Genomic DNA, 15383 nt, shown 5'->3' with positions numbered 1-15383 from the left:
GCGGCCACAAGGCCGCCCTGTATCGATCCTTGCCTCAGGTCCCGCGGCGCGGGATCGGCCCCTGCCCGATCACGGTGACAGCAAGACCGTGCCGCGCGAAACGCTCCCTGACCTTGTCGATCGCCGCCACGGCGGTGATGTCCCAGACCTTGGCTCCGGTAAGGTCTATCCTGACCGGACCGTCATGTTCCAACGGATCGAAGGCGTCGAGAAAGGCATCGGCCGAGGCAAAGAAGAGTTGGCCCTCGACCTTGTAGCTGTCTCCGTCGCGGATGACCTGCTGCATCCCCGCAACCTTGGCGGCAAAGAAGACGCCGCTCAGAAGAATGCCGACCAGGACGCCCAGCGAGAGATTGTGGCTCACGACCGTCACGGCGACGGTCGCAAACATCACGATGCTGGACATGCCGGGATTGGCGCGCAGGCGACGCAGGGATTGCCAGTCCATCGTGTCGATCGAGACCATGACCATGATCGCGACCAGCGCGGCCACCGGCACCTGGGAAACGACATCCTTCAGCGCGACCATCAAGAGCAGCAGGATGCCCCCGGCTGCCATGGTCGAAAGCCGACCGCGCCCGCCATATTTCACGTTCGAAACCGTCTGGCCGATCATGCCGCAGCCCGCGATGCCTCCGAAGAGGCTGGCCGCGACATTGGCAAGCCCCAGCCCTCGGGCCTCGGCATTCTTGTCCGAAGGGGTTGCGGTCAGATCATCCACCACGCTCGCGGTCATCAGGGATTCGAGCAGCCCGACCGTCGCAATCGCAAGCGCGGGCAGGAACACGATCGCCAGCATGTCGAGATTGACGGGAACATCCGGCAGGGCAAAGACCGGCAACCCATCGGGAAGATGGCCAAGATCGGCGACCCGCGGCACCTCGATCCCAAGCCCCGAGCAAAGCGCGGTCAGGACCAGGACACAGATCAGCGGGGCAGGAACACGCGTCGTGAGGCGCGGGGCCAGATAAATGATCGCAAGCCCCGCAGCCAGGACGGCATAGCCCGCCGGGCCCGCCCCGATGATATGGGGCAGCTGGGCCGCAAAGATCAGGATCGCCAGCGCGTTCACAAAGCCGGTCCGGACCGAGCTCGAGACATAGCGCATCAGCGTGCTGAGCCGGGCCAGACCAAAACCCATCTGCATCAAGCCCGCAAGCAGCCCGGCGGCAAGCAGATACTCGATGCCATGATCCCGGACCAGCGGCGCGGCGACCAGAGCGACGGAGCCCGCCGCCGCCGAGATCATCGCCGGTCTTCCCCCGAATAACGCGATCACGATGCTGATCACGAAGGAGGCAAAAAGGCCGACCTGCGGGTCCACCCCGGCAGTAAAGGAAAAGGCGATGACCTCGGGGATCAGCGCAAATGTTGCAACCGCGCCGGCGAGCAATTCCGAGACAGGGTTCTCCTGCCACTGGCGCAGATAGTGCCGTGTTCTGTTCATCTAGGGCCCGTGGATATTCATTGTGTTACGAGAATGGTCAGCCGAAATGCAAGATTGCGGCTTGGCGACAAGCGGTTTTCTTGTGGCGCGCGCTATAGATCTGAACTCCTTCATCTTCGCGAAGTAGTTCGAGACCAGGATGACGCCGTTTGTATGTCTGTCTGCAAAAGTCTCGCAGGCGACGCCTTTCATTCAAATCATGGGACCGACCCAGCAGAAGGACCATATCGAACATGTTTCCAAACGCATCGGCAACGCCACCATCGTGCCGGTCAATCTTCCGCTCGCGCCCGATGGCCTGAGCCGGAATCCCCCTTTGCGCAACGGGCCCCGATTGGTGAGCTTGCCTCACAAATCGGGCGGCGTGGAAATCCTGAATCTCCACGGAACCGAGCTGGGCGATAAGAGGAAGGTTGTCCGGCGGATCAGCGGCCGGAATAGCCACCCGGATTTTCACCGGGTCCATGCGATATGGGATCTGATAGGGATCGTCCCGTGAAAAGGCAAGAGATCTGTGGTCAGGGCCAATCGCGGGCCTCAAGGCTCATCCGTCCGGGCAGCCGACCACATCCCCGCGATCAAGCCGCCGCCATCTTTCGAAAGCAGGCGCAGCTTGTTTTTCGGGGCCTTGGCTCAGGACCCATTGATCTCGTTGCTATGGTCTAATTCTATGATGGCGACCGGTTCAGATATGCGTTGAAAGACAAAGGGCTAAAGCCCTGCATCCCTGCACGGAAGTCGCGGCGCAAACTCGATAAGCGGCGCTATGAATGGCGCAACACTCTCCATATCTTTTCGGGCCGTCCGATGCACTGGCGCCGCTTGGCGACCCGCCACGACCGATAACAGTCCTGACCATGAGGCAAGACCAGAGGATGGGTGCTTCATCGCAATCCGCATTCAGCGGCTTGGCTTCGCGCGACACATGAAATCCCGCCGCAACCAATGGCGGCGGGATTCCGGATTTGCGTTGCCGCCCCTCAAGACGCGAGCGCTTGGGCACGGCGCAGGAAAAGCTGGGTCAGCGGGCTTTCATGGCGCATGGCATCGCGTTCGGCCGCGAGACCGCGGGCAAGTGCGCCATCGCCCGCGCGCAGCGCCGCCTCGATCAGCGTCAGATCCAGCACATCCCGTTGGGCATCGCTGCCCCCGAAACGGCGTGACATGCCGCGGATCGCGCGCAGGCGGCGGGCGCAGCTTGCGTAATCCCCGCGCCCGAAATCCCAGAGAGCCTGGCCCACGGGCAAACCTATCTCGGCGCTGAAGCGGGCATTGTCGCCGCCGCCATGGGCAGCCTCGGCCAGCGCCGCCAGAACCTCCTTGGCGGCCTGTGTTCGACCAGCGCCAATCAGGGCCATGATCATGTGAACGTCGTTGAAGGCATAGAGGCCCGGCTGCCCCGATTGCTGCCAGCGATCGGCGACACCCTGCCAGCGTTCGGCTGCATCGACGCCGCGCAGCGCGAGCCTCCACAGCATGGCCGAGGCATCGATCAGATCGATCACCGTGACCAGGCCCGAGCCCAGAATGCGCTGATCGAGCAAGTCGAAAACCGCATCGAACTGCCCGAGTTCGAGATGGTAGAGCGCCAGATGCCACCAATTATGGACCGCAAAGAAACTGTCCTGCGCCCAAGCCTCGCTTTGCGTCATCCAGGCGATGCCCTCGACCGAGCGGTTCTGCATTTCCAGCACATGCGCCACGGCATGTTGGGACCAGCCGTCGCGTGGCTCGATCTCGACGCCTTGTCGCCCGATCCGCTCGGCCTGGGGAAAATGCCCGGTTTCCTCAAGCCCGAATGCATACATGCCGAGGACCGAGTGATAGCCCGGACGCCCCGCATCCCAATGCGGCATGGCTCGCGCGATGCGGTCGCGCAACATGCGGGCATCGCCGCGGAAAAAGTCGATCTGGTGACCGGCGATCAGGGCCAGCCCGTCATGCGGATGCTCGAGCGCGATATCCTCGAGGATCCGGCCCGCCTCGTGCCAGCCGCCACCGAGCAGCGCGGCAATCGCCGCGGCATGGCCCTTTTCGCGTCGGGTCGCGGCATGGGTCATGGCCTCGCGATGGCTTGCCTCGGCGATGGCATAGCCCGCCGGTTCGGTTCCAAGCAGATGCAGCCAGGCGCGCATCGCGTGTCCCATGGCAAATCCGGGATCGTCCGCAATGGCCCGGTCAATGGAGGCCACGGGATCGGCGCGATAGCATTGCAGCTCGGCCAGCGCCTGCTCGTATGCGGCAAGGCTTGTTGCGCTGGCACCGGTCAGAGTAAGTCCGTGCATGTCATGGACGGTCATCTTCATTCTCCTGCGGGATGGAAGTGGTGATGCTGGGCCAGACCGGGTCTGGACAGCCCGGCACGGAACAGCATGGGAAAATCGGATCGCCGGACAGGCCGCCGAGACAGCGGCGCAGGGCAGGCGATTTGCAGACTGGTCTTCATCTCTTGGGCCTTTCGGTCGAGGGCGTTTCGTCGGTCCTTTTCGCAGGTCCGCGTGATCGCAGCGGTAAAGCGGCGTCGTGCAAACGTGAAAAAAACGCTAAATCGCCGGAAATCCCGTGCTGAGCCGCATTGGCAAGCCGCAGGGTTCCGCGCCATAATTCCAAGACCTTCGCTTGCGGGAAAGCGTCATGCCCGGCCCCGCCATTCCTCTTGCCTCTGCCGGAACGCTGAGCCTGCGCATGCTCGGCGGCTTTTCGGCGCGTCTGGGTGACCGGGAAATCGCACTTCCCACCGTCAAGTCCCGTATGCTTCTTGCCTATCTGGCCAGTGCGCCGGGGCGGCTGCATCCGCGCGGCCGGCTTTGCGGCCTGTTCTGGGAGGACAGGGCCGAAGAGCAGGCAAGGGGAAGCCTGCGCAATGCCTTGTCCCATCTCCGCGCCGCTCTTGGCGAAGGGGCAGTCATCGGCAATCGCGAGGCTGTCGGCCTGCAAGCCCGGCGCGTTGAAAGCGACCTTGCGCGGCTTGAGACGCTGGCCGAAACCGGGGCGGCCGATCCGCGCGAGGTCCCGGCCCTGACCCAGAACTTTCTGGACGGCATCGAGGCCGAAGGCGCCCTGCTGGGCGAATGGCTGGAGTTCGAGCGCAGCCGCTGTCGCAGCCTGTCGCAAAAGCTCATCGAGATCACCTTGGACGAATGCGCGCAGGCGGGCGCGTATATGATGGCGATCGAACTGGCCCGAAATCTCGTCGCGCTTGATCCTTTTCGCGAGGCCAGTCAGCGCCGGCTGATCCGTCTTCTGGCGGATTCGGGCGACCGGGCCATGGCGCTTGCCCAGTTTCACGCCTGCCGCGATCTTTTGCGCAGGGAGCTTGGCATCGCCCCATCCGTCCAGACCCAGATGCTGGCCAATGAACTGACGGATGAACCCCGCGAGGCACCAATCCATAGAGCCGGGCAAAGGGATTTCAGCCTGTCGGTCGCGGTGCTGCCCTTTGCCGATGCGGATGGCGATCCCGATGGCCGATTTCTGGCCGAGGGTTTGGCCGATGACATCACGACCGAGCTGACCCGGCATCGCGACATCCTGGTCATCTCGCGTCTGTCCAGTTTCCAATTTCACCCTGCTCACGCCGGCGAGGCCGCCCAGGACCTTGGTGCGCGCTATGTCCTGACCGGCGCAGTCCGCCGCCGCGCCGATCGCGTCAGCCTGTCGGTCCGGCTTCTTGATGCCACCTCTGGTCGCAATCTCTGGGCCGAGCGGTACGAGCGCCCGCTGGCCGATCTTTTCGAGGTGCAAGAGGCCGTCGTCAGCCAGATCCTTGCCGGGGTCGATGCCGAGATCCGTCAGTCCGAGCGCGAACGCGCAGTGCGCCGCCAGCCCTCGGATCTGGATGCGTGGGAATTGTTCCATCGCGGCCTTTGGCACGCCTATCGGTTTCAGCCGGAAGAAGCGGCGCGCGCCAGGGCAATCTTTGCCCGCGCGGCCGAACTCGCGCCGGATTTCGCGCTTCCACTGGCCGGTCTGGCCTATATCGGCCTGGTCGGCGTCACTTGGCGCATGGCCGCGGACCCGCAGGCCACGCTGATCGAAGCCATCGCGCAGGGTCGGCTTGCCGTGGTGAAAGATCCGACCGCGCCTTTTTCCCAGGTCGTGCTGGGGCGGCTTCTGACCTATGCCGGAGACCTGCCCGCCGCCTTTGATCACCTGCGCCTGGCGCGGGATCTGAATCCCAGCTATGCCTCGACCTATTACGGGCTCGCCACCGCACATCTGTGGTCGAACCAGGCGCAAGCCGCGCTGGACAATGCCGAGCAGGCGCTGCGCTTCAGCCCCCGCGATCCGCTTGCCGCCATGTTCATCACGGTCCAGTCCTTCGCGCTGATCTTGCTCGGCAGGCCCGATCAGGCTCAATCCATGGCCCATCGCGCGGTCGCAATGCTGCCGGGCGAAATCTGGTCCCGTCTCGCCCTGACTTGCGCGCTGTCGGAACAAGGCAGGCCGGATGAGGCAAGGCAGGTCCTTGCGACCGCAAAGCGTGAACTTTCCGGCGTCTCGCTTGAGGGCATCCGCCCTATCAGCGCAAGCGTTTCGCCGGAGTTTCGCGACAGGGTGCTTGGGCTTTTGTGCAAGGCGGGGCTGGACTGACGCGCAGAGCGGTCATTTCGCGGTCTCGGCTTCGGGCGTCTCGGGGATCGGCGGGCGCGGACCCAGCATCTCTTCGTTCTCGACGGCATTGAGCAGGAACAGATAGGCCAGCGCCGGAGACATGCCGCGTCCCTGAAAGCTGGCCTGAAAGCGCCCCGTCATCTCGGCCCGATGCGAGAAAAGCTCATAGACCCGGCGCTGCACGAACTGGACCAGCACCGGATCTGCTAGCGATATGGGAAAGGCGTAAGGCTCATATGACAGATATTCCGCGCCGTCCGGCCGCTCGACGTCGCAAGGCCCGTTGACCCGCGTCCAGCCCTGCATCTTGCCCAGGATCAGTTCACGATCGCCCATATAGATGCGCCGCTGTCCCGGCGGCGTGGTGCAAAACCACTCGATCAACTGGTCATGCGTCGCCATCGGGCAGAAGTGATAATCGGGCCAGGGTGCTTTCTCGATCGGCGTATTCCCCCGAGGGGGTGTCGTGGCGTTGGCTTGGCATAGCGGGTCCGACAAAAGGTCGAGCGCTTGCAGACAGGCTCGATCATCGCCATCGCTCAGGCAGGCGGACTTGAGCGGCTCGGCCTGAACCGGCTGGGTCGGATGCTTCGTCACCTTGTTGAGCAGATCGCGACTTTCCGGGTCCAGCCGATCAGGATCAATTCCGCTCTGTTTCAAACGGCGGCCCGCATCCAGAAGTTCGCTCCAGCTTTCGCCAAGGCGCGTCCAGAGGGGATCGCCCGGTACGGGGTAATGCGCAGGGCTCGCCCGAACCGGCCTTTGCTGCTTCCGTTGCAGCAGCTCTACCACCAATGCCGCGCTCCAGCGCAATTTGCAGCGCTGGTAGAGCGAACTGCGTTGGCTGGGCAAGAGACCCTTGAAGTAATCAACCTCGCAGACCTTGCGGGCGACATCCCGGGCGGTGCTGTTTTCGACATATCCCACGATCAGCGTGCCGCCCGAGCGCGTCCGGTCGAGAAACGAGACCCCCGAGGCAAAGACGACCGGCGAAAAGATGCTGGCGCTGGCGCGTTCGGGATCGGAAAAGCGCATCGTCACCGCATCGCAGAGCATGTCGAGATCGCCCCGCCCGGATGCAGCTCCGTCGCTCCGAATGCGGATGAAACGATCCTGGGCGCTGATCGGGACAGGAATGATCCGATATTGCGGATAGCCGGCGAAGAGGTCGAAGCAGATATCGGCAAGATAGCCCTCGTAAGGGCGGTCCGCGCTGTTGTCCGTCGCAGCGACGCCCGAAGAAAACGGCGGCGTGTCGGTGCGAAAGCCGACATAGACTTCCCTTGGCGCGGTCGCAACCTGTGCTGCGGCCGGATGGGACTGGAGGGTGGCCAGCAGGAGCAGTGCCACCGGGGTCGTTTGCGTGGCCCAACGCGGCTTGGTCCGCCGAATGCGTTCCGGCAATTCCCCAAAGACTCCGGCCGCGAGGAAGGCCAGCAACGCAAGAATGACATGCCCGACAAGATCAAAGCGGCGCGCGCAATCCAGTGACGAGATCACCACGAGCCCCGGGCAGTCACGGGCCAATGTGGGGTTCCAGTAATTCTGATGCTGGATGGAAAGAAACCCGACGCAAAGGGCGCAAAGCATGCCGAGCCACATCCGCGTCGCGGAATTCTGGCGCAGATCCGCAGAGCGCAGCGCAATCGGGATCAGCGCCACAAGGATGATGGCCTGCGTCGGATAGTAAAGGACAAAGGCCACGCCGCCGAAATAGAGGCTGAAGAAATAATCGGCGTCGGGTGCGACGAAAAAGGCCCGCAACGCGGCCACCCCGGCCAGCGCGATCATCGAGACCGCTGCCCCCAGGCAGAGGCAGCCAAAGATCTGCATCGCATAGCCGCTGCGCCGATGCGTCCTGGTCGCGCGCGCCCAGTCGCCATTGTCCCAAAGATATTGCCGCAGCGAAAAGGCCGCGAGGATCGGCAGCCAGGTCAGGGCCGCGATGCGCAGCGTCTCGACCAGCGCGGTGACCAAGACGCCGTAGAGATTGGTTCTTTCGATAAACTGACCGATCGGCTCTTGCACCCCGCGCCAGGCGGCCGCCGCGTAGAAAAGGAAAACGGCGATCAGGGCCAAAAAGAGCCCTGCCTCTGGGCCGGTGCCGGCAGTGTCGGGACGCTCGGTCATGATCAGAAGCTGGTTCAGCGCGGGCTCCATCGGCTCGGGCTGATCCACCTTGGCGGCCTGCCGGGCCTCGATCTGCTTTTCCCGGGTCTCGCCCGCCGGCTCGGCCATCGGAACGTCCAGATCACGCTCAAGAAAAATCGCAAGAATACCGACCAGATCGAAACGCAGCTTTTCCGCCCGGTCGATCGCATCGCCCAGATATTCCGAAAAGCGGGTCTTATGTGCGACCGTTCCCGCATCTGCACCTTCGGTCGGAAGTTCCAGCATGCGATGGTGTATCTCATCAAGCAGCGTCACCGACTCGTCGACGAATTTCCGCTCCATTTGCCGGACCGATTGCGAGACCTCGTGGCCCGGCCAACTGCCCCGCGCCGCCTTGGCCCAAAAGACCAGCATTTCCAACTGGGACAAGAGCGACACCGCCTCGTCCTGCCGGGAACGTCTGAGCGTGCCGAGTTCGGCAGCCCAGGCATGCCTGGCGATCGTATCGGTCCATCGCTCTCGGTATGAGGCAAGCGCCGCGGATAAGGGATTGGGCTCTATTTCCGGTCCCGCGGCGCAGGCCCGATCCAGGGCCACGATCAGGCTGCGCATCGTCTGCTCAAGCCGAACCGGAATACCGACGGCCCGATAGGCGCGGTTGCGCAGCCAGCCTTCGGTCATCTTGACCGGAGGCAACATCTCGGCCAGGCCGGCAAACGCAAAGGCCAGCATCAAGGGCCATTGCATGCTGTCGAATTGCAGCTTGTTCAGATTGACCTGAATACCCGCGACCGGCAGCATCTGCGCCGATTGCAGAATGAGCCGACCAAAGAATGTCAGCGAGACGTAAAGCAGCAGGATCGAGCCCGCATAGATGAAATAGGCCCGCAAGAGCGCGCCCTGCCCGCCCATCTCGCTCGGGCTGAGATCGCTCAGCGCCCGCGAGACCGAATGCACTTCGGAGCGCACGGAAAACCGCTTCCACGCGAAAAGCGCGATGAAAATGCAGCCAAACACAAACGTATACAGGAAGCCGGGGGCGAACCGAATCCCCATCATCGGAACCTGCACCAACTCCTCGGCGCGGAGTTGGTTATACGTCCAGAGCGAAGTCGGAACCCCGGCAGGCCATGGGTTTTCCATCAGGCCTCCGAAAAGCTGTCAGGTCGGCAGAACAGCTCCGGCCTTTGCGGCCTCGTCCGTCCTGCCGTTATTCAGCAGCGCTGCAGATTTGGATCGCAAGGTCCAGCATGGACCGGCGAAATCGTGGCGTTGCCCGTCGCAAGAATAAGCGCAATACAGATGACAAGGATTCTCATGGTGAGCCTCCGTAAATAAGGAATCACCATATCACAAAAACGCCGACGTGTTAACCATGCGGCAAGGTCTGAGGGTCAATCCTCGGTCCCGTCGAGCAAGCCGGGCGACAGAGTTTCCCAGAAGACAGCGATGCGCGCCATGCAAAGCGGCGACATCCAGCCGTGCTTGTCGAAATCATCGCGCATGGTCGGATCGGTGAGTTGGCTCTGGAAAAGACGCTTGTCGGCATCGCGCTGGGTCGGGGTGCGGGCCTTGACGGCCTCAAGGACGCGACGCAGGCGCTCTGCGCGGGCATTCGGTTGGGGCTGTCCGGCCGGTTCAACCTCGACCGTTCCGAAATTCCCGTCCAGAGCAGCCGTGAGATAGCCAAGCTTGCTTTTGACGTTCTTGCGGCTTTCGACATAGTCCAGCTTTGCCTCGACCTGCTCTTCGCCATGCGAGGCGAGCCATTGCCGCGCCAGCCTGTCGCTGACACCCAAAGCACGCAGCCTGCCATAGACCGGGCCGTGACGCGCGCCCTCGCCATCGTCTATATCGAGAATGGCGAGTTGCGGATTTTCCTTGATACGGAATCGAATTTCCGTGACGACTCTGCCCTGCTTGCGGGTTTCCGGGGTCACGAGGATATTGCTGCTTCGGTTCACCTCGGCAACGGCAGGCTTGATGATCTTGGCGTTGAGATGTTTGAAGATCTCGTAATAGGCCGAGCCCTCAACTCCCATGAGCCGACGAAAGAGATCAAGCGGCCACCAACCGGTCGATCCGGTCCGGACGAAGCGGTAGCAGTTCTCGTAGAGCGCCAACGCGTGCCCCGAGGTAAAGCGGCGCTGAATGTTGAGATTGATCAACGCAAAGACCTTGGGGTCGTGCAGCTTCTCGGCCAATGCCGGAGAATATGCGTATTCGCAAACACCTCCCTTGAGCTTGGCATAGCTGAGCAGGCTCGACACGCCCCATTCCTGCTGTCCCTTTTCGTCCAGCATGTCCCATTCGGCGATCGTCTCGGCCAGACCGCGCAGGGATTGCTTCAGCGTGTCCATGTCGTTGGAATTATAGCCGATCATCAGACAGAGCGTGCGGGCGTCGATCTGGTGGCGGGGCCGGCTCGTCAGCGTGTCATATGCGTTCAGCAACAAGACATTCGAAAGCTTGCGCTGCAACAGCGTCAGCTTTCCCGACACGTGAATCGCAGCGACATGCTTCTTGACGGCCCCGCGCCGCAGCGCCCCTGTCAATTGATCGCGCGGAATATCATCCATCGCCCTGCCCTCATTGTATTTTTTCAGATGAGTATGCAGGAAAAGGCACCTTGGAACAATGATTCATTGGGTCCCGCAAGATTGGCGCGCGCCGTCCCGTGAATGGGTTCCCAAACCAAATCAGCGTCGCAAAGGAACCCTTTTCCGGGACGCCAAGGCCGACAAATTGGCCCAATTCGTCCATGTTCGGCACTTGGACGCCATCTCCTGCAGGTGGATCCCCCTCTTCCCGCGAATCGGTCCGTATTGTCCCGCATCCGGGCACCCTTCATCCCGTTTTTGGGTTCCCGACATCCCGCAGAGAGGTGCCCGACATGCTGCAACCTCTTGTAGGTTCACAAAAAACCTTACCCCAAAGATTCTAAATTCATGTAAAGCAATCAAACTATGTTGTGGGTCAGTCTTTCAATTTTTCCAAGGATTTCGCTGCGAAACCTCACGGACTCTTTCCGATTGGCAGAGTGACGTGTAATAGTTTGCCCAAAACCATTTATTGAGCAGCACATCGCAAAGGACATGAGATGTCTTCTGGCAAGGACCCCGTCCCTCCTTATTTCAACATAGACCCCGCGAGAGCGGCTCAGCGTCTGTCCGACCCGATCGATACTGCCCGATTCGCAAAAGCGGCGGCCTTCGCGGCCCGTGGTCGGCAAGATCTTGCGGAACGGGGCTACGCGCCGGATGGGCGCAAGCGCCTGCGGCGGTTCTCGACCTGGGAGGTCTGCCGCTATCTTATTCCGGTCGCCCCGGCGCATTTCAGACGCGTGCTCTTGAAAAACCCCGACCTGCCGCAAGGGACCGGCGAAGGGAATTCCAAATGGTTCAGCCTGGAAGACGTGCTCCGTCTGCGAGATCATTTCGCAGCCGAAGGGGCGGCGAGCCGCGAATATCGCCCCTGGCGTCCCGAAGGGCTGCCCGCGAAGACCATCGCCGTCGCGAATTTCAAGGGCGGGGTGGGCAAGACCTCGACCGCTGCGCATCTGGCAATGTCCGCGGCGCTTGACGGGTATCGTGTTCTGGTCGTGGATCTCGACAGCCAAGGCAGCATGACGTCGATCATGGGGGGGAATGTCGCCGATGAATGGTCGACGGCATTCCCCTTGCTGGCGAGGGACTACGCTCTGGCGCTGCAAGAGGAAAATCAGGTCCGTCAGGCGGCGGGACAGCCTCCCCTGCCCTTCGACGAAACTCTGACCGAGGCTTTGAAGCTATCCGCCTCGGATCTGATCCAAGAGACGCATTGGCCGAATATCGACCTTCTCGGCGCCCAGCTGAACCTCTATTGGGCCGAGTTCCAGGTGCCGGTCTGGCGCATGGGCCTGCGCAGCTGGCCGCTTTGGGATGCGCTTGGAAACGCTCTGGTGAATGACGGCATTCTTGAAAAATACGATCTCGTGATTCTGGATACGCCTCCTGCACTTGGGTACCTGACGATCAATGCGCTGGCGGCCGCAGATATTCTTCTGGTGCCCTTGGGCGCGTCCTTTCTTGAATTCGACTCGACAGGCCGATTTTTCGACATGCTCTATTCGACCTTCGCCAGTATCGAAGAGGGCGAAAACGCGGCGCGACGTCGCGACGGCCTGCCCGAGATGTGCTTTGAATGGGACGCGGTTCGTGCCATCGTCACGCGTTTCGATGCCGCGCAGCAAACCGATCTGGCGAATGTCATCCAAGCCTATTTCGGGGATTTCATGACAACCTATCGTCAGGAAATGACGGCGATGGTCGGCCAGGCCGGTGAGCAGGTGAACGGCATCTATGAAGCCGACTACCGCGAGTTCAATCGCGAAACCTATGTTCGCGGCCGCGAAACTTTCGATCGCACCTGGGCCGAGGTCAAGGAGCTGATCCTGGGGACGTGGTGGCGCGATCTTCAACTTGAAAAGGAAAGCCGGATGAGGGGGCAGGAACATGGCTAAGCGTCGGCGGCTGGAAACGCCCAGCACCGCAGATATCAACCGGATCGAGCAAGAGTTTCGCAGCGAAACCTTTGAGCGGCCAGCTATCGGTCGAGGGATTGCCCCCATTGCGCAGGTCGTAGCCGAAAGCGCGTCCCTAATGACCGCCGAAAGCGCCGAAACCCGCACTGCCCGCGCAAAAGCCGATGCGGATGCAGCGCGATTGAAACTGGCGGAAGAGCGGGGGCTTTTGATTTCCGAGATTCCCCTCGATCAGATCGATGAGGCGGCCATGGTTCGCGACCGCATGGTCGTGGGCGAAGAAGAGATGCAGGAGTTGCGTTTGTCGATCGCGGCTCACGGTCTGCGCCTTCCGATCGAGGTTTTCGAGATCGACAGCTTGGACGGCCAGAAAGCGCGTTTCGGCCTTTTGTCGGGATTTCGCCGCCTCGAGGCGATGCGGGCCCTTCGCGACCTCTCGCAGTCCGAGAAATACAATACCATTCCCGCACTGATCCGTCCGCGATCCGATAGCGACGAAGCCTTCGTCGCGATGGTCGAGGAAAACGAGGTTCGTCAGGAACTCAGCCATTTCGAGCGGGGCAGGATCGCCGTCATTGCGGCAAATCAGGGTGCATTCGCCAATACGGATGACGCGGTTGCCAAGCTGTTTGCGACCGCCTCAAAGGCCAAGCGCTCCAAGGTGCGTTCCTTTGCCCTGATCTTTGAGGAATTGGGCGACATGCTTTCCTATCCCGAGGCGCTGACCGAAAGGCGCGGACTGCGCATCTCGGCCGCGCTGCGCAATGGAGGCGAATCCCAGATCCGCGACGCGCTATCAACTCGCGCTTGCGCGGATGCCGAAGAGGAATGGGCGCTTATCGAGCCGGTCTTGCATCTCATCGAGGAGGGGCCGTCACCTGAGCGACGGGTCGGCCGTCCCAAGTCCAAACCCGCGCGCCTGTTGCCAGATCTGACGGCGCATACCACGAGTGGGATTTTGCTGCGCGTGACGGAGGATCGAGGATCCTATGTCATTCGTCTTGACGGGGAAGGTCTTAATGCGGATGTGATACAGAGAATGTTGGCCGAATTGGTTCAGTTCTAGCGGGTTTCGTAGCGAAACCTGCGCCTCTTCGCGTCGCAGCCGTTCACGGTCGTCGCGTCACCCTTCGCTATGATCGCTCGGCTGCGACAGGATTGTCGGAACCGCGGATGACACCATGCGAGGAAGTCCGCAGATTGTTATTTTAAAGCGGATAAGTTAGGAGCGATGCATTAAAAGTTGGTCCTCCTTGCCTCGCGATGATCGCTGGCGTCGTCTTGCTCTGGCGCATGTCATCCAGCGCTTCATGGTGGATGACTTGATCCTCGTGGCCGGCTCGCAAAAGCGACAGGAAGTTCAGCCGCGACTTCGACCCGCTGGTGCGGAAGCTGCTGAACCACGCGCCGCCGATCTGGGGGGCGATCCTGGCCGGAACCGGCCCAAGCTGGGTGATGCAGGCTTGCCGGCTTGCCGAACGCTTCGCTCAAGAAGTTACGCCGAGCAACGGCGTCAATCTGTGAAGTGGAGTCGTAAAGGGGTCAGCAAGCAAACATGACAAAGGGAAGTTCGTCTGTCAGTCGCACCCACCTGTCGGAACCAGCACAGATTTATACCGCCGTCGTTGAATCCACTTCGTAGCCGAGTTTGCGTTCTCGGCACTTGGGTCAGAGCGCCCATGTACGGAAGCCGGCAGGCGACCTTTTAGCGATGATATGCCGCTCAGTGGAAATCCCGGCTCGGGAAAAGCTTTCTGGCCTGCTCGCGGGGATGGCGTGCGCGGCTGGCGGTGCGGATCGGCCTGAGGGTCTCGCCTGCCCGCTCGGTCTCGGCTGCGATCCGCAACGGATGCCCGAGGACCGAGAGGCGATGCGAGAGATCCGCGACATGCTCGGCGATCACATGGGTCACCTGCCCGTCGCGTTCGATCCGGCCGGTGACGCGCAGCAAGCGGCCGGCGACCACGGCTGCGCGATAGGTCTCGTAGACCTTCGTCCAGACCACGACATTGGCGGTGCCGGTCTCGTCCTCGAGGGTGAGGAAGATCACGCCCGAAGCAGTGCCGGGGCGCTGGCGGGTGATGACGAGGCCGGTGATGACCACCCTACCCCGGGCCTCGGCCAATTTGGCATGCGGCAGGCTTTCGGGCAGATTGGGCCGCAGGATCTCCAGCGGATGGGCGCGCAGGGACAGGCGCAAAGCGAGGTAATCCTCGATCACCTCCTGGCCCAAGGTCATCCGGGGCAGGTCGACCATCGGCTCGCGCTCTCCCTCCCCGTCCATCCCGAAAAGCGGCAGCGGCTTTGGCGCCTTCAGCGCCTTGGCCTGCCAGAGCGCATCGCGGCGGGACAAGCCAAGGCTTGCAAAGCCATCGGCCTCGGCCAGCCGGTCCAGCGCATCGGGACGCAGGCCCGCCCGGCGCCAGACGCTCTCGACATCCCCCTACCCCATGCCTCAAGATCAGTCAGGCCGATGTGGCAGCTGCCCTTCCCGGCCCGCCGCTTGCCCAAAGACAGAAGCCGGGTCAGCCGCGACCAGGCGGCCAGATCGGTCGGCAAAGCGATCCATTCAACGCGGCTGTCACTCAGCACCAGACGGGCACCGGGGATCAGCCGGGGCAGAGGCACCTGCGCCCCCTGCCCCGCCTCATCGCGCAGCCGCTGCAATTCCTTCAAGGCCGAGAAGGC

The 15383-nt window shown here is 62.2% G+C and carries 8 protein-coding genes, 1 pseudogene and 1 other annotated feature; of the genes and pseudogenes, 4 read left to right on the top strand and 5 right to left on the bottom strand.

The features are described 5' to 3' along the window. Positions 1-34: 34 nt before the first annotated feature. Positions 35-1447 carry a SulP family inorganic anion transporter gene (locus ESZ60_RS12400; RefSeq protein WP_134681037.1) on the bottom strand — a complete coding sequence of 471 codons (1413 nt, stop codon included), beginning with the start codon at positions 1445-1447 and terminating at the stop codon, positions 35-37. Between the two features lie 139 nt (positions 1448-1586). Between ESZ60_RS12400 and ESZ60_RS12395 the strand changes: the two genes are divergently transcribed. Further along, positions 1587-1946, top strand: coding sequence for a hypothetical protein (locus tag ESZ60_RS12395; protein ID WP_134681035.1), 360 nt, complete (start codon positions 1587-1589; stop codon positions 1944-1946). Next, positions 1859-1914: a sequence feature (sul1 is cis-regulatory element that is thought to sense ions involved in sulfur or methionine metabolism; They are found in Alphaproteobacteria), on the bottom strand. (Overlaps the previous gene by 56 nt.) A 481-nt stretch (positions 1947-2427) precedes the next feature. Here ESZ60_RS12395 and ESZ60_RS12390 read toward each other — a convergent pair. Continuing rightward, positions 2428-3747: a tetratricopeptide repeat protein gene (locus tag ESZ60_RS12390; RefSeq protein WP_134681033.1), complete on the bottom strand. Its 1320-nt coding sequence runs from the start codon at positions 3745-3747 to the stop codon at positions 2428-2430. Between the two features lie 334 nt (positions 3748-4081). Here ESZ60_RS12390 and ESZ60_RS12385 point away from each other — a divergent pair, with 334 nt between their 5' ends. Further along, on the top strand, positions 4082-6040 hold the full coding sequence (locus ESZ60_RS12385) for a BTAD domain-containing putative transcriptional regulator (protein ID WP_134681031.1): 1959 nt from the start codon (positions 4082-4084) through the stop codon (positions 6038-6040). Between the two features lie 12 nt (positions 6041-6052). Here ESZ60_RS12385 and ESZ60_RS12380 read toward each other — a convergent pair whose 3' ends face one another. Together ESZ60_RS12380 and ESZ60_RS12375 are read right to left on the bottom strand one after the other, a co-directional pair. Beyond that, the gene (locus ESZ60_RS12380) at positions 6053-9316 is read right to left on the bottom strand and encodes a hypothetical protein (protein ID WP_134681029.1); all 3264 of its coding nucleotides are present in this window, start codon (positions 9314-9316) and stop codon (positions 6053-6055) included. Between the two features lie 251 nt (positions 9317-9567). After that, on the bottom strand, positions 9568-10752 hold the full coding sequence (locus ESZ60_RS12375; RefSeq protein ID WP_134681027.1) for a replication initiation protein: 1185 nt from the start codon (positions 10750-10752) through the stop codon (positions 9568-9570). A 521-nt stretch (positions 10753-11273) separates the two neighbouring features. Between ESZ60_RS12375 and ESZ60_RS12370 the strand changes: the two genes are divergently transcribed. Continuing rightward, entirely contained in the window at positions 11274-12674 is a 1401-nt protein-coding gene (locus tag ESZ60_RS12370; RefSeq protein WP_134681025.1) for an AAA family ATPase, read from the top strand. Then, positions 12667-13761: a ParB/RepB/Spo0J family partition protein gene (locus ESZ60_RS12365; RefSeq protein ID WP_134681023.1), complete on the top strand. Its 1095-nt coding sequence runs from the start codon at positions 12667-12669 to the stop codon at positions 13759-13761. Before ESZ60_RS12370 ends, ESZ60_RS12365 begins: the two co-directional genes overlap by 8 nt. 657 nt (positions 13762-14418) lie before the next feature. On the opposite strand, the pseudogene ESZ60_RS12360 reads toward ESZ60_RS12365, so the two are convergent. After that, positions 14419-15135, bottom strand: a pseudogene (locus ESZ60_RS12360) (OB-fold nucleic acid binding domain-containing protein); the annotation flags it as partial. Between the last annotated feature and the right edge of the window lie 248 nt (positions 15136-15383).

Source organism: Paracoccus ravus (assembly GCF_004522175.1).
GTDB lineage: Bacteria > Pseudomonadota > Alphaproteobacteria > Rhodobacterales > Rhodobacteraceae > Paracoccus > Paracoccus ravus.
The sequence above is the reverse complement of the archived record's forward strand: the minus strand, read 5'-3'. Positions and strand labels throughout refer to the sequence as shown.

Excerpts from the sequence above, each read along its gene's own strand:
- ESZ60_RS12395 (WP_134681035.1), top strand. The coding sequence starts at position 1,587 with ATGACGCCGTTTGTATGTCTGTCTGCAAAAGTCTCGCAGGCGACGCCT.
- ESZ60_RS12400 (WP_134681037.1), bottom strand. The coding sequence starts at position 1,447 with ATGAACAGAACACGGCACTATCTGCGCCAGTGGCAGGAGAACCCTGTC.
- ESZ60_RS12380 (WP_134681029.1), bottom strand. The coding sequence starts at position 9,316 with ATGGAAAACCCATGGCCTGCCGGGGTTCCGACTTCGCTCTGGACGTAT.
- ESZ60_RS12375 (WP_134681027.1), bottom strand. The coding sequence starts at position 10,752 with ATGGATGATATTCCGCGCGATCAATTGACAGGGGCGCTGCGGCGCGGG.
- ESZ60_RS12370 (WP_134681025.1), top strand. The coding sequence starts at position 11,274 with ATGTCTTCTGGCAAGGACCCCGTCCCTCCTTATTTCAACATAGACCCC.
- ESZ60_RS12385 (WP_134681031.1), top strand. The coding sequence starts at position 4,082 with ATGCCCGGCCCCGCCATTCCTCTTGCCTCTGCCGGAACGCTGAGCCTG.
- ESZ60_RS12390 (WP_134681033.1), bottom strand. The coding sequence starts at position 3,747 with ATGACCGTCCATGACATGCACGGACTTACTCTGACCGGTGCCAGCGCA.
- ESZ60_RS12365 (WP_134681023.1), top strand. The coding sequence starts at position 12,667 with ATGGCTAAGCGTCGGCGGCTGGAAACGCCCAGCACCGCAGATATCAAC.